The following is a 17,093-nucleotide window of genomic DNA, read 5'->3' as shown; positions in this document are numbered from 1 at the left end:
AAGCGGGACCCGTCGAATCAACTCGGTTCGCTCACTCTTGCCAAGCACGAGCGAGTAATCCCCTGGTCTCGCGCAACAACTGCGGCATCACCTTCACACCACCCAAGACAGTGATGAAGTTGGCGTCGCCACCCCAACGCGGAACCACGTGCTGGTGAAGGTGCTCGGACAGCGATCCACCCGCGGCAGCGCCGAGGTTGAGCCCCACGTTGAAACCGTGCGGGTTGGACACACTCTTGATGACCCGCAGCGCGCGTTGCGTGAACGCCATCAACTCGGCGCTTTCCTCGGGCGTCAGGTCCTCGAGTGCGGCGACCTTGCGGTACGGCACCACCATCAGATGGCCGGGGTTGTACGGGTACAGGTTCAGGACCGCGTACACATGCTCACCGCGGGCGACGATCAACCCTTCTTCGTCCGACATCTTGGGAATGTCGATGAACGGTTCACCGGTCGTGCCGGGCGTGTTGGGCGCCTCCGTGATGTACGACATCCGGTGGGGCGACCAGATCCGCTGAAGATGGTCTGGATCACCGACACCCTGATCGATCAACGAACCTGGACCGTCGCTACCGGGCATACTCATGGCGCCACGCTTGGCTGAACCAGTTCCGCAGTCGGAGAGGCATTTTCGCGTCGAGCGATCCACTCCGTGATGATCCGAACCGCGTCGTCGGTGGGAATGCCGTTGATCTGGGTTCCATCACGGAAGCGGAAGCTGACGGCGCCTGCCTCGACGTCGCGCTCACCGGCGAGCAACATGAACGGAACCTTCTGCGTGGTGTGGTTGCGGATCTTCTTCTGCATCCGGTCGTCGCTGAAATCGACCTCGGCTCGAACGCCGGCCGCCTTGAGCTTCTTGGTGACGTCGAAGAGATGATCGACAAACGCCTCGGCGACCGGGATGCCGACAACCTGCACCGGCGCGAGCCAGGCCGGGAATGCGCCCGCGTAATGCTCGGTCAGCACACCGAAGAATCGCTCGATCGAACCGAACAGCGCGCGGTGGATCATGACCGGCCGCGTCTTGACGCCGTCGCTGCCGGTGTATTCGAGGTCGAAGCGCTCAGGCAGGTTGAAGTCGAGCTGAATGGTCGACATCTGCCACGTGCGGCCGAGCGCGTCCTTGACCTGAACGGAAATCTTGGGGCCGTAGAACGCGGCTCCACCCGGGTCCGGCACCAAAGTCAGACCGGAAGCTTCGCCGACCTCGGCGAGTGTTGCGGTCGCCTCTTCCCAGACGTCGTCGTTACCGACGAACTTGTCCGGGTTCTTGGTGGACAGCTCCAGATAGAAATCGTCGAGACCGTAGTCCTTGAGCAAATTCAGCACGAACTGCAGCGTGGTGGTGAGCTCGTCGCGCATCTGCTCGCGGGTGCAGTAGATATGCGCATCATCCTGAGTCATGCCGCGCACGCGCGTCAGACCGTGGACGACGCCGGACTTCTCGTAGCGGTACACGGAGCCGAATTCGAAGAGCCGCAACGGCAATTCGCGGTACGAGCGACCACGTGCACGGAAGATCAGGTTGTGCATCGGGCAGTTCATCGGCTTGAGGTAGTAATCCTGGCCCGGCTTGCGCACGGTGCCGTCCTCGTTCAGTTCCGCGTCGATGTGCATTGCGGGGAACATTCCGTCGCGGTACCAGTCGAGATGACCCGAAACCTCGTACAGATGCCCCTTGGTGATGTGCGGGGTGTTGACGAACTCGTAGCCGGCCTCGATGTGGCGGCTGCGCGAGTAGTTCTCCATCTCGGTGCGGATGATTCCGCCCTTGGGATGGAAGACCGGCAGACCGGAGCCCAACTCGTCCGGGAAGCTGAAGAGGTCGAGTTCACTACCGAGTTTGCGGTGATCGCGGCGCTCGGCCTCGGCCAAGAGCTCCAAGTACTCATCCTGAGCCTCGGTGGATTCCCATGCGGTGCCGTAGACGCGCTGCAGGTCGGCATTGTCCTGGTTGCCGCGCCAGTAGGCAGCGGAGCTTCGGGTCAACTTGAAGGCCGGGATGTGCTTGGTGGTCGGGATGTGGGGACCACGGCACAGGTCGGACCAGATGGTGTCGCCGGTCCGCGGATCAAGGTTGTCGTAGATGGTCAGTTCGTTGCCACCGACCTCCATGATCTCCGGATCGTCGATGCCCGACTTGTCGTTGATGAGCTCGAGCTTGAACGGCTCGTCTGCCAATTCGACGCGAGCGTCTTCGATGGAATCGACCACGCGGCGGGAGAATCGCTGCGATCCCTTGATGATCTGCTTCATCCGCTTTTCGAGCTTGGCCAGATCCTCCGGGGTGAAAGGACGATCGACAGCAAAGTCGTAGTAGAAACCGTCGGTGATCGGCGGGCCGATACCCAGCTTCGCGTCGGGGAATTCCTTCTGCACTGCCTGCGCCAAGACGTGCGCGGCCGAGTGGCGGATCACGCTGCGGCCGTCCTCGGTGGACGCGGCTACAGGCTCAACCTCGACGTCGACCTCCGGGGTCCACGACAGATCCTTGAGCGTTCCCTCGCTGTCACGAACGACGACAATGACGTCCGGTCCCTTCGAGGGATATCCGGCCTCACGCACTGCAGTCCCGGCGGTCGTCCCCGCGGGCACCCGAAGTGGGGCGGCTGAGTGCTCTGGCGCGGGACTGGTCACGGCGATGTGCTCCTAATGTATTGCGGCAAGTAAGACGTGCATCGCACCCACAGCGAGCACGTGCACGATCATGTTATCTACCCTGCCGACCCGACGAGTCAACCGACTGAAGTTAACAAGCCACTTTCACCTCAGAGTGGCGACTCGAGCCAGGAGTAGTCGAGGCCAACCCAAGTCCCGATCAGGCCGAAGGTGCCCAGAAGCCACAATGTTGCAACAACGACCACTGTGGTGAACAGAACGCCGATTCCCTTGACGAACAGGGACTGTTTGCCGAACCACGTCATGAAACGGTCGTACCGTGCCTTGGCAAAATGCAGCAGTCGATGCGCCCAGGCAAACTCCGACGCCAGGATTCCGAGGCCGGCAAAGACGATAAGCCAGCCAGGTCCGGGATAAGGGATGGCCAGTACACCGGCCGCCAATACGACGAGACCGACAAAACCAACCGCGATTCGATACGCGAGATTCAAGCTCGGGCGGGCGGCAATGTGCGCGCGCCACCTCGACCAGCGGGACTCAGCTTCGTGGATACGAGACTCGGCTTCGCGAAAGAGCGTCAGGTCGGAGTCGTCGACGGGAGGGTCGACCTTTTTGGTAGTCAACTTCCCTCACCTGTTTCCATAGAAGAGCACGTCTTTGCGACCCAGGTTACCGAAATCTCGAGTGCGCCCGGATTGGCACGTCGGGCGCAGAAACGACTGAAGGCGTCCCCGATCTCTCGGGAACGCCTTCAGTCTGTACTTGTGGTCCCGGCTGGGATCGAACCAGCGACCTTCCGCGTGTGAAGCGGACGCTCTCCCACTGAGCCACGGGACCTTACGAACTGTTCGAACGCATGCGCTCGAACGAGTTGGAACATTAACACGCTCGCGCACCGATTACGAATCACCAGGTTGGCATTCATTCTCCTCCCAGAACGCCCAATTTCACCCATTTAAGAACTTCACGAACGCACTCGGCCGGCCCGCAACATCGCAATTTTGAGCGATTCCACTACCGAAACGCCTACTGAGCTGGTGATTTGTATGAATCCGACACCGTCGGCTAATGTTTTCAACGCACCGAGGAGAGCAACCAACTCCCCAAGCAACACGGTGCGATGCGGACGTGGCGCAGCTGGTAGCGCACAACCTTGCCAAGGTTGGGGTCGCGGGTTCGAATCCCGTCGTCCGCTCGAGAGGTGTAACTCAACCTTTTACGGTGGAGTGGCCGAGTGGTGAGGCAACGGCCTGCAAAGCCGTGCACACGGGTTCGATTCCCGTCTCCACCTCGCGCGATTAGCTCAGCGGGAGAGCGCTTCCCTGACACGGAAGAGGTCACTGGTTCAATCCCAGTATCGCGCACCACGTCAGGCCCTCGGGCCTGATGGTCAAGACCCGCTTGCGGGTCTGATAGGTTAGACACGCACTGAGCGCCGGCAACGGAGTTCAATGCACATGCGGACGTGGCGCAGCTGGTAGCGCACAACCTTGCCAAGGTTGGGGTCGCGGGTTCGAATCCCGTCGTCCGCTCCATTTTCATCTCCAGACCCGCGCGATTAGCTCAGCGGGAGAGCGCTTCCCTGACACGGAAGAGGTCACTGGTTCAATCCCAGTATCGCGCACCACGGAAATACGCAGAAAGCCGGAATCCTTACGGGATTCCGGCTTTCTGCGTTGTGCACTAAGACTTGCTGCACCACTCGCGCTGATACAGAATCCCGACAAAGGTTCCCGTATCAGCGTGAGCGAGCAGTAAAGGCGACGCTTCAGTTCGAGAAACGGTTTGCTGCTGACGTCATCGCGCGAAGTGATGACTCTGTTGCCGACTCACCGATGCCCATAGCCCAATTCCGACGACCATTGCACTCCGTGAAAATGAAGGTGGCTGTGCGGTGGCCGATCTGGTGCTGGTGAAATGACAGGATCTCCAGCGCGATTCCTGCATCGTGCAGCATCGACGTCATCGCAGAAATTGGACCGGTTGCGGTGGCGGAGGCCGTCGCGATGCGCTCCCCCAAACCGAGAGTTGCTTCGTACGTCCAGCGACCGGGCGCAATCTTCTCGCTCGACCATGCGCCCAGACGGACCGGGCCACTCATTGCCGCGTAGGTGGATTCGAATTCGTTCCACGACATCTCAGCACATTCGGAACGCAAGCCGGCAGGCAGGGATTTTCCATGACGCGCAGCAAAAGGATCGCCGGCAAAGGAATAAGAAGAATCAGAAGCGAAGGCGAAGTTGTAAGTCATTGTCGTGGTCTTCCTGGAATGAAGTGGAGGACCAACTGGTAGCACGACGACCCGCAGCGGGGGGTCGGTCCGATTCAGACCCCGCTACGGCGGTGTACTACGAGAATGCGCTTCATGTGAGTGAGGCTAGGCGGCCAGGCGCCAGAACGCAAACCTGGACGCTAAACCCGCGCTGCCTTCTGAGCCGCAATCAAGCTGCGATACCACTCGAACGAAGCCTTCGGGGTGCGCTTCTGGGTGTCGAAATCGACGTGGACCAGGCCGAATCGTTCCTGGTAGCCGGCTGCCCACTCGAAGTTGTCCAGCAGCGACCACACAAAATAGCCGCGCACGTCGACACCGTCGTCCATGGCCGATCGCAGGGCCCGTAGATGTGCGTCGTGGTACTCGATTCGAGCAGTGTCACTGACCTCGCCCGAACTGTTCAAGGTGTCGTGAAACGAACATCCGCTCTCGGTGATGTAGATCGGCGGCAGGGACTCACCGAACCGCGACTGGAATGTTCGCAGGATCTCGCCAAGTCCTTCGGGAACGATCGGCCATCCGAAATCGGTTGTGGGGTAACCGGTTATCGCCACCGGAGCAAAGGGAAGTCCCGGCGGTAAATCGATCTCGAGAACGCCGTCGGTGCCCTGGCCCTCGACAGGGGCAGCGATCATCGTCGGCTCGTAGTAGTTGATGCCGTACCAGTCGAGGGGCGCATTGATGATCGTCAGATCCTCGTCGACCGGTCCGGTGAGGATCTGCGCAAATTCGTCGGCCGGATACTTTCCGAGCAGTATCGGGTCGGCGAACATCCAGTTGACGACGTGGTCGTAGATGTCTGCGGCCATCACGTCTTCCGCCGAATCCGTTGCGGCGCGCACCGGAGCGTGATTGGACGCGATGCCAATGCCCGAGCAGCCTGCCGACCGCAGCGCGTCGACTGCCAGACCATGCCCGAGGAGCTGGTGATGTGCGGCCTGGAAGGCGGCGAATCCCAAGGCAAGTCCCGGGGCATGAACTCCTAGGGCGTGGCCGTACAGAGTGTGGACAACAGGCTCGTTGAGTGGCATCCACAGGCCGACACGATCGGCAAACCGTTCGCCCACAATCTGCGCGTACTCCCCCAACCGATACGCGGTGTCGCGATTCATCCAGCCCCCTTGCTCTTGCAGAGCTGACGGCAGATCCCAGTGAAAGAGCGTGACGGCGGGCGTAATTCCGGACTCGCAGAGCCTGTCGATCACGCGGTCGTAAAAATCGAGCCCCTTCTGGTTCACGTCACCTGATCCGGTAGGGAGGATTCGCGACCACGACAGCGACAGGCGATACGCGTCAAGTCCCAGCTGCGCCATGAGAGCGACGTCGGATTCCCAGCGGTGGTAGTGATCAGCAGCAACGACGCCGGTCTCGCCACGCACCACAGCACCGGGTTGAGTGCAGAAATCGTCCCAAATCGACGGTCCCCGACCGTCTTCGGTCACCGCGCCTTCAATTTGATACGCAGCCGTCGCGGTTCCCCACACAAACTCGGGGGGAAAGATTGCTGTTGGATGTGCACTCATAGCCGTCAGTTAATCAAAGAATGCTGCGCGACACGCGACTTTGTTGGACACTCGACCAGTACCAAGTATCAAGTAGCGTTCGGCGGGCAGTGCCCAACCACAGACAAGGCCACATTCGATGACGGATCACACCCGCAGCCTGACGAAGGCTCGGATCGCCACCTCCGTGGCTTTCGGACTCCAGGGTTTTCTTCTCGCGTCGATTCTGACGCAACTGCCCGCGTACCGGGACTTGTTTGCGCTCAGCGAGTCGTTGCTGGTCGTTGCGGTTGTGTCGGTGTCAGTGATCGCCGGCCTCGGCAGCGTTCTCGCCGAGCGACTCGCAGTTCGAACATCGAGCAAGACCACGCTCCGCACAGGACTGGCCGTCATCGCGGTCTTCGGCGGCGCCACCGGACTGGCCCCCAACTCTGCACTCTTTTTTGTCTGCCTCGCTGTCTACGGAATCGGCCTCGGCATCGTTGATGCGGCAGCAAACATGCAGGCCGTCTCGATCCAGCACGCCAAGGGACGCTTCATTCTCAGCTCGTTCCACGCAGCCTGGAGCGTCGGGGCCATTGCCGGCGCGCTCTACATCTCGGCAACCGCAGGACTCGACATCTCGGTACGGGTTACCCAGGTGGTCGCGGGAGTGATTGTGGCCCTGCTGCTTCTGGTATTCGGACCGTCATTGCTCGATCGAAGCGCAACAACCGTCGCGGATACGAATACCGGTGGCTCCGTCACGCTCACGGTCCCGATGCGAGCGTTTGTCCTGCTCGGCATCGCGATGGCACTGTTCTACGCAGTCGATTTCAGCATCGGCAACTGGTCGACCCTGTACCTCGAAGACGTCCTGCTTGCCGACGCGAGCACTGCCGCTCTGTCGATGGCTGCCTACCAAATCGCAGCTTTGGTTGCGCGATTGACCGGCGACTACTGGGTGGGCAAGTTCGGTGAAACTGCCGTCGTCCGCATGGGATCAGTGATCGGCGTGATCGGCATGACGATTGTCGTGACGGCGCAATCTCCTGCGATTGCGATCGCCGGGTTCCTGATCGTCGGTCTTGGCCTTCCGGTGATCGCCCCGATCTGCTTCAGCGCTGCCGGTCGGATGGCGCCACCCGATCAGGTGGATACCGTCATCGCTCGCATCAACCTCTTCAACTATGTAGGCACCGTTGTCGGCGGCGGAATCGTCGGAGCTGTTGCCGCATTCAGCGACCTGCGGATCGGGTTCCTCATCCCGCTGGCGTTCTGCGTGATTCTGATTGCGCTTGCACCCGCGTTTGCCCCGAAACGCGCCGAGAGCCTGGCGGCTGAGAAAGCCGGATAGCCGTCACTGACACGGCAAGTGGTGTACTTGAGCGACCATTGCGCGTGCAGGGAAGGACGAAGTGACGTGAGCATCACCGTTGACCGGGCAGGAATCTGGGATTCCGAAGCAATCGCCGACGTGGCCGCGGTGACGTTTCCGCTCGCCTGCCCGCCCGATGCATCCGACGACGACATCAATGCCTTCATCGACAACGTGCTCTCGGTCGACAAGTTCTCCGAATACCTGACCGACCCGACACGGACGGTTCTCAAAGTGATCTCGAGCGACGCCATAGTCGGCTACGCGATGCTCATCGACGCCGAACCGTCCGATCCCGACGTGCGGTCGGCACTCACACTGCGCCCGACGACGGAATTGAGCAAGCTGTACGTGCTTCCCGGAAATCACGGAAGCGGCGCCGCAGCGTCATTGATGGCCGCGGTGGTCGCTCACGCCCACGAAAGTGGCAGTGCGGGAATCTGGCTCGGAGTGAACCAGGAAAATGCGCGAGCGCAAAAGTTCTACGCAAAGCATGGCTTCACACGGGTAGGGACCAAGACCTTTGTCGTGGGCACCCAGCTCCATCACGATTTTGTGATGGAGCGACCGGTGAACTAGGTCGCGGCAACCTCGAAACGAGACAACGCAAGCAGACGCGACATGGCGCGCAGGTACTTCTTCTTGTAACCGCCGGCCAGCATCTCCGGGGTGAAGATCTCGTCCAGGCGAGCGCCGGACACCGTCACCGGAATGCTCGCGTCGTACAGGCGGTCGGCAAGAACCACGAACCGAAGCGCAACCGACTGGTCTGTCGCGGGGTGGACGCCGTCGATGTAGACAGCACGAACACCCTCGACCAACTTGTTGTATCGCGACGGGTGCAATGTGCTGAGGTGCTTGCACAGCTCGTCGAAGTTGTCGAGCGTTGCGCCGTCGACGGACTCTGCGCGCGCGACCAACTCTTCGGAGGAAATCGGCTCCGGAGCGGGTGGCAGATCGCGGTGACGGTAGTCGGGACCGTCGACGCGAATGGTCTCGAAGATCGAGCCGAGCTTCTTGATCTCGCGCATGAAGTCCTGCGCGGCGAAGCGGCCCTCACCGAGCTGACCCGGGAGTGTGTTGGACGTCGCGACGATCGACACACCGCGCGTCGACAGCTCGGACAACAGGCGAGAGACCAGCATGGTGTCGCCCGGATCATCGAGCTCGAATTCGTCGATGCACAGAACGCTGTGCTCGGAAAATGCCTCGACGGCCTTGTTGAAGCCGAGTGCGCCGACCACGTGCGTCAGTTCGACGAACGTGCCGAATGCCTTGGGCGACGGAACGCTGTGGAAGATCGACGCCAGAAGGTGCGTCTTACCGACACCGAAGCCGCCGTCGAGGTACAGACCGGCGCCCGTGGCCTGAGTCTTCTTACCGAACAATCCGCGACGACCGCCGGCCCGAATCTTGGCTACACGCTTGGAGAATTCCTCGGTCTTGGCAACAGCAGCTGCCTGACTCGGCTCGTTGGGATCCGGGATGTAGGACGCGAAGCTCACGTCGTCGAACATTGCGGGTGGAACCATTTGAGCGACCAATTGATCGGCGGGTACCACCGGACTGCGATCGACAAGACGTTGAGGCATCCATCAAGGGTATCTACGTGGTGTGATCTCTCATATGCACCATCTGGATTTTGCGACCTACTTCACACCCGATCAGCCGCAGCGGCTCCGAGAGCTCTATTCATATCCGGAAAACTTGCAGCATCCGTGGGTTCGGGTGAACTTCGTGTCCAGCATCGACGGTGCCGTCTCCGTCAGTGGGCTCAGCGGCGGTCTGGGCACCCCGGCGGACAAGACGGTGTTCGACACGCTGCGCGAACTCTGCGACGTGGTTGTCGTCGGAGCCGGAACCGCGCGTGCGGAGAACTACGGCGGCGCCGTGATGAGCGACGACGCTCGGGCACGCCGGGTCGCGTCGGGGCTCGCCCCTGTGCCTCCGATCTTGGTTGTCTCGTCACGCGCGTCGATCGACCCCGAAAGCCGGCTTTTCCGTGACGCCGAAGTCCCACCGATTCTGCTGGTCGGCTCCGACGCAGACGCCGCTGCCGTATCGAGGTTGAACGATGCCGGTGCCGACGTTCACCGAAGCGTCGGCGCGGCTGTGCGCAGTGTCGACATCGAGAACACAGCATCCGCTCTGAATTTGCCGCGAATTCTGTGCGAAGGCGGACCGTCCCTGTTCGGCCAACTGATCACGGACAACGCCGTCGACGAACTATGCGTGACGACGTCTCCGCAATTGGTCGGCGGCAACGCGGGGCGGATTTCCCTCTCCGCACAGTCCCTTCCCACCCCGATGATGCCTGCACATATCCTCACGGACTCCGACGGCACGGTGCTGTCGCGGTGGGTTCGTCAACGTCCTCGGCACTGAACCTGGCACTCTGGTCGGCATGCGCAGAGCGGCTTTGATTGCAGTTGTCCTGGCGACCTGTTGTGCCTGTGGCGCAGGGCCCTCCATTCGCCCGGACGTCGCCGTCGAAGGTCACACCGGTGGCACCCCCGGGAGTTCCGATACGTCACAGGCGACACCTCCCCCGGTTCCCGCTCCGGCCGTCCCGACCAGCGATCTCCCGTGGCGCGACTGTAGCGGGACATCTCTTGCCGACGCCGCGTTGGCGGCCGCCAGCACGGGCGTCATCGTCGAATGCGCCGAATTCAGCGCTCCCATCGACACCAGCGGCCGCATCGACGGAACATTCACGGCTGCGGCGACCCGGGCCCGAACGTCGGCTACTCCTGCTGACGCCTACCCGATTGTCTTCACCTCCGGAACCGATCGGTCGTCGGGAAGCACATTGGCCATGCTCTCTGCCACCGGACTGACGGCCGTCCTCGCAGCCCACCCGGTTGTGGCTCTCGACCGCCGCGGTATCGACCGCTCGACGCCCATCGAATGCATGGAACCCGATACTCGGCGCGGACTCGCCGATCTCGGCCAATTCGAGCCGAGTTTCAGCGGAGACGCAGCCGACGCCGTCGCCACCCTCGGGCACGACGCCACAATCTCCTGCACCGACTATCTCGATCCGCAGGAACTCGAATTCGGAGCCGACGCCGCGGCCGACGACATCAACGCACTGCGCACGCGATGGGGCGTCGACACCATCGCGCTGTGGGCTGCAGGCTCCGGTTCGGATATCGCATTGAGTTACGCCGCAACATATCCCGACAACATTGCACGATTGATCCTCGACTCGCCCGCACCGATCGCCACCGATGCCACCACCGAGGAGGAAAGCCGAGTCCAAGGCCAGGAAGCAGCGTTGACGGCGTTTGCCACTCGCTGCGCGGCGCTGTCCTGCTCACTCGGACCCGACCCCCGCGCGGCCGTCGTTGCATTGACCGAACGCGCGCGAGCCGGTGAGTTCCGGCCCTTGTCCGCGGCGTCCATCACCCGCGCAATCTCGGCAAGTCTTGCCATCGCGAGCCAGAATCGTCAACTGGACACAACGTCTCTGGCCGACGCTCTCAGTGCGCTCGGAACCGGAAACCCCGTACCCATGCGCGAACGTGCCGCAGCCGCAGAGAAAGCCCTCGCCAGTGACGGTCAGTTTGTCGGACGCTGCACCGACGGCGTTCAGTGGCCGGGAGTGGGGCGCATCCGCGAACTGCAACAAACGTGGGGTAAGTCCTACCCCGTGTTCGGGAACGAAGCCGCACTCGGATTGTCGGCCTGCGCAAGTTGGCCGACAACCGCTCCGACACCCTTGCCCACCGCGTTGAAACCGACTGTTCTGGTCCTCAGCGGTCAAGCCGACCCCGCCGTCGGCAACACCGGGCTGGCCACCGTCACCGGAGTTGTCACCAACGCCGGCGCCCGGTTCGCCAGCCTCGATTGGCAAGGCTCCGGACACCCCGCGATGCAATCTGCCTGCGTGCAACAGGCCGCGGTGTCCTACCTGGACAATCAGAGCCTGCCGGCCAACGGCAATGTGTGCCCGGCCTAGCCGAATATGACGGCCGTCACCCACCATTGCAGGGTGCATCCCCAGATCTGTTTGCGTCTCGGTGTACCGTTCCGAAGTGTTCCTTAGACAAATCGAGCCTCGCACCGGGCGGACAACCCAACAAGTCGTCAACTACGTTTTGTGGCCGATCGCCGTGATGACCGTGATCAATCGCGTTGTCGTCAAAGCCGTCAACGGGTCGATCACCGATGATTTCCGGCCCGTCTACAACGCCGCGCTGGCATTCTGGAACGGCCGCGAGGTCTACACCGCGGACTTCAACACGGTAGATCCGCACTACTTGTATCCCCCATCGGGATCCTTGCTGATGGCACCACTGGCCATCCTCGATCCCGAGCGCTCGCGCTGGCTGTTCATCGGCGCCAACGCGATTGCGATCCTGGTCGCGCTCTATCTGCTGCTACGGCTGTTCGATCTGACAATCAGCTCCATCGCCGCGCCAATTCTCGTACTGGCCGCGTTCTCGTCGGAGACCGTCACCAACACTCTGGTGTTCACCAACATCAACGGCATCGTGCTGCTCAGCGAGATGGCGTTCCTGCTGCTCCTGATGCGCCGTAAAGATCTATGGGCAGGCGCATCGATCGGCATCACTCTGGCCGTCAAACCCACACTTGCGCCGCTGCTGCTGCTCCCCTTGGTTCGTGGTCAGTGGAAGGTTTTTGTCACAGCACTCGGCATACCGTTCATCCTCACCGTCGTCGCGGTGCCTCTCTCGGCAGATCCGATGGCATTTGTCGAACGCACGGTTCCGTACCTGCTGGAATCACGCGACTACTTCAACAGCTCGATAGTCGGTAACGGCGCCTACTTCGGCCTGCCCGATTGGTTGGTCCTCACCCTGCGCGCGGTCTTCGCCGCCATGGTCCTGATCTCGCTGTGGCTGCTCTACCGGTACTACCGCAATGACGATCTGTTCTTCCTCACTACCACGACCGGCGTGATCATGACCGCGTCGTTCCTCCTGCCGTCGCTCGGGCAGATGTACTACTCGATGATGCTGTTCCCGCTCCTGATGTCGGTGATTCTCAAGAACTCCGTCATGCGGAACTGGCCGGCCTGGCTTGCCGTGTACGGGTGCATGACATTCGACGACTGGTGGTCCTTCCGTTGGCCCGCCTTCGGCCGGGCAGCGGAGTACATGAAGAGCACTCTCGGGTGGAGCCTGCTGCTGATCGTGATCTTCTGCGTCCTCGGTTACCGGTATCTGGTTGCCCGGCGCGAGGGACGCCTGGACCGCGGAATCGATCCCGCCTACCTCCTCGATCCTCCTGTGGATGCCGTCCCACCTGCAAGCAAAGCCGAACCTGCAGTAAAGGATTAGCGTGTAGGCATGAGTTCTACAGATAACGCCCCCGAAGTCACCTTCACCGACGAGCAGTGGCGCGAAAAACTGACCCCGGCCGAGTACGCGGTCCTGCGTCAGGCCGGTACCGAACGGCCCGGCGTGGGCGAATACACCGACACCACCACCGAAGGTGTGTACTCCTGCCGGGCGTGCGGCGCCGAACTTTTCCGCAGCACCGAGAAGTTCGAATCGCATTGCGGGTGGCCGTCGTTCTTCGATCCGGCCAACTCCGACGCCGTCATCCTGAAGGAAGACGTGAGCCTGGGAATGCGACGCGTCGAAGTTATCTGCAAGAAGTGCCACAGCCACCTCGGCCATGTCTTCGAGGGTGAGGGCTACCCCACTCCGACGGATCAGCGGTACTGCATCAACTCAATCTCACTGGTACTGAATCCCGCGAAGTAGTCCTCGGGGTCCCTGAGACAGGTACAAGTGCACACAAGTCTCCCCTGCGTGGCTGGATCAGCCATCCGAGGGAGACTTGTGTGCATTGCGGCCCCAAGCTGAAACTGGGGTGCCGATTACACAGCGAGCGAGGCCAAGTCAGTCGAGCGATCGCGGGCGTGCGCGGGGTCAGGCACCGGAACGGCGTCGATCAAGGCCCTCGTGTAGGCATCACGCGGTGCGGTGAAGACCGCGTCGACGCTGCCTATCTCGACAACGGAGCCGGATCGCAGCACTGCAACCCGGTCCGCGACCTGGTGGACAACGGCAAGGTCGTGGCTGATGAACAGGCAAGCAAACCCGAGATCACGCTGCACCTCGGTGAACAGCTCCAGCACCTCGGCCTGCACCGACACGTCGAGCGCGCTGGTCGGCTCGTCCGCAATCACCAGCTTGGGCGTCAGCGCCAGTGCGCGGGCGAGTGCAACGCGCTGCCTCTGCCCACCGGAGAGCTGATGTGGGAAACGGTCGGCCAACGTACTGGGCAACCGAACGGCGTCGAGCAGTTCGAGTACGCGAGCGCGCCTTTCCCCCGCCGTACCGATCTTGTGGACGTCGAACGGCTCACGGATGGTTGCTGCGATCGTCAGTCTCGGGTCGAGAGACGCAGCGGGGTCCTGGTGAACAAATGCCAGATCACGGCGTAGTTCTTGCAGCTGACGGGACGGCGTTTCAGCAAGATCGTGGCCACCGAACAGAACACGTCCCGCCGCCAACGGCACCAGGCCGGCAGCAACGCGGCCGATCGTGGTCTTCCCGGAACCCGACTCACCGACAAGACCGAGGACCTCTCCCCTGCTGACCGTCAGGCTCACGCCGTCGACTGCCAGAAAGGCGGGACTACCGCGCCTGGCCGGGAACTGCACTGTGGCGCTGTCGAATTCGAGCACAGTACCCTCGGTCGACTCCGGAGTGATCGCAGCCGCTGCGGCACCCTCGGGAAGGCGCGGCACTGCGGCCAGCAGTCGACGGGTGTACGGGTGGGCCGGCGCGGCAAACAGTGTGTGCGTGTCGCCAGTCTCGGCAACTTCGCCATCTCGGAGGACGATCACCCGATCAGCATGCTGCGCAACAACTCCCATGTTGTGGGTGATGAGCAGGATTCCCATTCCGGTCCGCTGACGGATCCGGTCGAGCAGCGCCAGGATCTCGGCTTGCACGGTGACGTCGAGCGCGGTGGTCGGTTCATCGGCGATCAGTAGATCGGGGTCGTTGGCCAGGGCCAGCGCGATCGCAACGCGCTGCTTCTGGCCACCCGAGAGTTGGTGCGGAAAGTAATCGACGCGGCGCTGCGGATCTGGAATCTCCACCTGCTCGAGAAGTTCGATTGCGCGGACGCGAGCATCACGGGAAGAGACCGTGCGATGGGCGCGAATCGCCTCTCGGATCTGCCATCCGACACGACGGACTGGATTGAGCGCGCTCTGCGGTTCCTGGAAGATCAGCGCGACCGTAGAGCCACGCAGCCGATTCAATTCGTCCTCGGTCGCGTCGAGTACGGATGTGCCGTCCACATCGATCGAACCGCCCGCCGCGGCTCCATCAGGGAGAAGGCCGAGGATCGCACGGGCTGTCATCGACTTACCCGAACCGGACTCCCCCACGAGAGCTACGACCTCGCCCCGACACACCTCGAGAGTGACATCGTTGACGACGGGCGGCTGCTGCTCGAAGGCAATATGCAGGTCGCGGACGGAGAGGAGAGCAGTGCGCACGAGAGGTGTCCTTGTTCGGGAGAAGAGTGGTTACCGGCGCCGGGACCGGGCAGCCAGCGCTTGCGAAATCAGGAGCAGTCCGAGGACCAGAACAACAACGACCAGGAGAGGACCGAAGACAAAATACGGCGAGTGATAGGCATTCTGGGTTCCCTCCTTGATGAGTGATCCGAGCGACGGCATCGGCGGGATAACTCCGAGTCCCAGAAAGCTCATCGCGCCTTCGATGAACACGCCGACCGACATTGCCAACGCAAGTTGAACGGTGAGGGGTTCGAGGCAGTTGGGCAGTACGTGGCGTCGCAGTATCCAGCCTTCGCTCGCACCCAGGGTTCGGGCGGATTCGACGTACGGCAGCTCGCGCACCGTCAGCACTGACGTGCGCATGAGCCTGCCGAACACCGGGATTTCGGCGAGCACGATGACAACCGAGATCGTCATGATTCCCGGGCCGATGACCATCGTCAATGCAATAGCGAGAACGATGGTCGGGAATGCCAGAATCAGGTCGAACGAGCGTTGCAGCACGGTATCAAGCCAGACGGCGCGCGATGCGGCAAGGCCGAGAAACGAGCCGATCAGAGCTCCTAACGGGACAGCAACGAAGATCACCAGCAAATCGATTCGTATGCCGTACAGCGTCCGCGAAAATACGTCGCGGCCAACCGAATCCGTACCGAACCAATGATCACTGCTCGGGCCGAGCAGAGTCGCTCCACGTATCTGTTCGTCCGGCGCGAACGGAGCGAGCCACGGGGCTAGCAGTCCGGCAAGGACTACAGCCCCGACCAACGCGGCGCCGATCAGTCCGCGACCGCTTCGCAGTGCTGCCCAGCGGTCGTCGCGATCTGCGCCGGTTCCGTCGGTGGACTTCTCGAGCGATATGGTCATGACTGACTCCCCAATCGAATTCGAGGGTCGAGCCACGCGTTGACGAGATCCGTGGCGAGCTGAACGATGACAAAAAGAACCACGGAGAACAGCAGCATCACTTGAACCACCGGGTAATCCCGGCTCGAGATCGCGCGTTCGATGAGGTTTCCGAGGCCTGGCCAGGCAAAGATGGCCTCGACGAGTACGGCTCCACCGAGTAGATGACCGATTTGCATCCCCAATACCGTCACGGTCGACGGCAGAGCGTTGGGCAGCACCTGAGTCAGAATGATCCGTCGACGCGAAATACCAAGGGCACGAGCCGTTGTGACGTACGGCTCCGCAAGTTGACTGCGAAGCGACTCGGTGAGAAACCGGGTCAGCGCGGCCGCAATCGGAAGCCCGAGACATACCGCGGGGAGAATCAGATACTGCACCGTGATGCCCGGGTCGTCCAGGAAGCCTTTGCGGGGAATCCCGCCGGCCGGCAATACCGCCCAGACCACACCGAACAACACCACCAGGAGCGCGCCCGTCACGAAGTTCGGGATCGCGACGGCGACCGTGCCGAATGTGGTCACAATGCTGTTGAGCCACCGCCGATCGATGATGACCGACACCGTGCTCGAGGTGAGCGCTACAGCAATCGCAATCGCCAGGGCGGTGACCGAGAGGAGCAAGGTATTGCCAAGTGCGTCGAGCATCAGCGTGGAGATCTCACCGCCGAGAATCAACGACCGACCGAGATCGAAGGTGAGGATTCCGCCAAGCCACGAAAAGTACTGACCGAGTGGAGAACCGTTCAGCCCCAGCTCTTCACGCAGGGCTTCCAGAGCTTCCGGAGTGGCATCTGCACCGGCCAACACACTGGCCGGGTCACCAGGTACCAGCCGCAAAAGGGTGAAGATCAGCACCGAACCCACTGCCAGAACCAGCAGGGCCGAGGGCAGGCGCCGAAGTGCATACGAGAGCATG

General features: G+C 61.9%; 15 protein-coding genes and 6 tRNA genes. 11 read left to right on the top strand and 10 right to left on the bottom strand.

The window, feature by feature from the left end; translation table 11 throughout:
- Positions 1–31: 31 nt before the first annotated feature.
- The 4 genes from RG2_RS12170 to RG2_RS12155 form a co-directional block, all read right to left on the bottom strand.
- Complete coding sequence (locus RG2_RS12170) at positions 32–586, bottom strand: ATP adenylyltransferase (RefSeq protein WP_080711748.1); 555 nt, start codon at positions 584–586, stop codon at positions 32–34.
- Positions 583–2,640 (bottom strand): threonine--tRNA ligase, encoded by a 2,058-nt coding sequence (gene thrS / locus RG2_RS12165; protein WP_033234712.1) that lies wholly within the window; start codon positions 2,638–2,640, stop codon positions 583–585. Before thrS ends, RG2_RS12170 begins: the two co-directional genes overlap by 4 nt.
- 131 nt (positions 2,641–2,771) lie before the next feature.
- Complete coding sequence (locus RG2_RS12160) at positions 2,772–3,173, bottom strand: TIGR02611 family protein (RefSeq protein WP_165826376.1); 402 nt, start codon at positions 3,171–3,173, stop codon at positions 2,772–2,774.
- A gap of 214 nt (positions 3,174–3,387) precedes the next feature.
- A tRNA-Val gene (locus RG2_RS12155) sits at positions 3,388–3,459 on the bottom strand.
- Between the two features lie 285 nt (positions 3,460–3,744).
- Between RG2_RS12155 and RG2_RS12150 the strand changes: the two genes are divergently transcribed.
- The 5 genes from RG2_RS12150 to RG2_RS12130 all read left to right on the top strand — a co-directional run bounded on the left by RG2_RS12150 (position 3,745) and on the right by RG2_RS12130 (position 4,249).
- A tRNA-Gly gene (locus tag RG2_RS12150) sits at positions 3,745–3,817 on the top strand.
- A gap of 25 nt (positions 3,818–3,842) precedes the next feature.
- Positions 3,843–3,913 (top strand) — tRNA-Cys (locus RG2_RS12145).
- 1 nt (position 3,914) lies between these two features.
- Positions 3,915–3,989, top strand: a tRNA-Val gene (locus tag RG2_RS12140).
- A 92-nt stretch (positions 3,990–4,081) separates the two neighbouring features.
- Positions 4,082–4,157 (top strand) — tRNA-Gly (locus RG2_RS12135).
- Between the two features lie 17 nt (positions 4,158–4,174).
- Positions 4,175–4,249 (top strand) — tRNA-Val (locus RG2_RS12130).
- A gap of 141 nt (positions 4,250–4,390) precedes the next feature.
- Here RG2_RS12130 and RG2_RS12125 read toward each other — a convergent pair.
- Positions 4,391–4,873, bottom strand: coding sequence for an alpha-isopropylmalate synthase regulatory domain-containing protein (locus RG2_RS12125; RefSeq protein WP_033234714.1), 483 nt, complete (start codon positions 4,871–4,873; stop codon positions 4,391–4,393).
- Between the two features lie 161 nt (positions 4,874–5,034).
- Complete coding sequence (locus tag RG2_RS12120) at positions 5,035–6,420, bottom strand: GH1 family beta-glucosidase (RefSeq protein ID WP_033234715.1); 1,386 nt, start codon at positions 6,418–6,420, stop codon at positions 5,035–5,037.
- Between the two features lie 118 nt (positions 6,421–6,538).
- Here RG2_RS12120 and RG2_RS12115 point away from each other — a divergent pair, with 118 nt between their 5' ends.
- The gene (locus RG2_RS12115; RefSeq protein ID WP_033234716.1) at positions 6,539–7,735 is read left to right on the top strand and encodes an MFS transporter; all 1,197 of its coding nucleotides are present in this window, start codon (positions 6,539–6,541) and stop codon (positions 7,733–7,735) included.
- 66 nt (positions 7,736–7,801) lie between these two features.
- Entirely contained in the window at positions 7,802–8,335 is a 534-nt protein-coding gene (locus tag RG2_RS12110) for a GNAT family N-acetyltransferase (RefSeq protein WP_033234717.1), read from the top strand.
- On the opposite strand, the gene zapE is transcribed toward RG2_RS12110, so the two are convergent.
- Positions 8,332–9,348 (bottom strand): cell division protein ZapE, encoded by a 1,017-nt coding sequence (gene zapE, locus RG2_RS12105; protein ID WP_033234718.1) that lies wholly within the window; start codon positions 9,346–9,348, stop codon positions 8,332–8,334. The genes RG2_RS12110 and zapE overlap by 4 nt on opposite strands.
- Before the next feature lie 34 nt (positions 9,349–9,382).
- On the opposite strand from zapE, the gene RG2_RS12100 reads away from it, so the two are divergent.
- The 4 genes from RG2_RS12100 to msrB all read left to right on the top strand — a co-directional run bounded on the left by RG2_RS12100 (position 9,383) and on the right by msrB (position 13,491).
- The gene (locus RG2_RS12100) at positions 9,383–10,141 is read left to right on the top strand and encodes a pyrimidine reductase family protein (protein WP_033234719.1); all 759 of its coding nucleotides are present in this window, start codon (positions 9,383–9,385) and stop codon (positions 10,139–10,141) included.
- Between the two features lie 19 nt (positions 10,142–10,160).
- Positions 10,161–11,717, top strand: coding sequence for an alpha/beta fold hydrolase (locus tag RG2_RS12095; protein ID WP_033234720.1), 1,557 nt, complete (start codon positions 10,161–10,163; stop codon positions 11,715–11,717).
- 61 nt (positions 11,718–11,778) lie between these two features.
- Positions 11,779–13,062, top strand: a complete 1,284-nt coding sequence (locus RG2_RS12090) for a glycosyltransferase family 87 protein (protein WP_033234721.1) — start codon at positions 11,779–11,781, stop codon at positions 13,060–13,062.
- Between the two features lie 9 nt (positions 13,063–13,071).
- The gene (msrB, locus tag RG2_RS12085; RefSeq protein WP_033234722.1) at positions 13,072–13,491 is read left to right on the top strand and encodes a peptide-methionine (R)-S-oxide reductase MsrB; all 420 of its coding nucleotides are present in this window, start codon (positions 13,072–13,074) and stop codon (positions 13,489–13,491) included.
- Positions 13,492–13,607: 116 nt separating this feature from the next.
- Here msrB and RG2_RS12080 read toward each other — a convergent pair whose 3' ends face one another.
- Genes RG2_RS12080 through RG2_RS12070 form a run of 3 tightly spaced genes read right to left on the bottom strand, consistent with a single transcriptional unit; the run spans position 13,608 to position 17,092 of the window.
- A complete protein-coding gene (locus RG2_RS12080) occupies positions 13,608–15,245 on the bottom strand; it encodes an ABC transporter ATP-binding protein (protein WP_033234723.1) in 1,638 nt (545 codons plus the stop codon).
- A gap of 30 nt (positions 15,246–15,275) precedes the next feature.
- A complete protein-coding gene (locus RG2_RS12075) occupies positions 15,276–16,136 on the bottom strand; it encodes an ABC transporter permease (protein WP_033234724.1) in 861 nt (286 codons plus the stop codon).
- Positions 16,133–17,092: an ABC transporter permease gene (locus RG2_RS12070; protein WP_033234725.1), complete on the bottom strand. Its 960-nt coding sequence runs from the start codon at positions 17,090–17,092 to the stop codon at positions 16,133–16,135. The genes RG2_RS12075 and RG2_RS12070 overlap by 4 nt, the downstream gene beginning before the upstream one ends.
- Position 17,093: the final 1 nt, after the last annotated feature.

The organism is Rhodococcus globerulus NBRC 14531, from assembly GCF_001894805.1.
GTDB classification, from domain to species: domain Bacteria; phylum Actinomycetota; class Actinomycetes; order Mycobacteriales; family Mycobacteriaceae; genus Rhodococcus_F; species Rhodococcus_F globerula.
The sequence above is the reverse complement of the archived record's forward strand: the minus strand, read 5'-3'. Positions and strand labels throughout refer to the sequence as shown.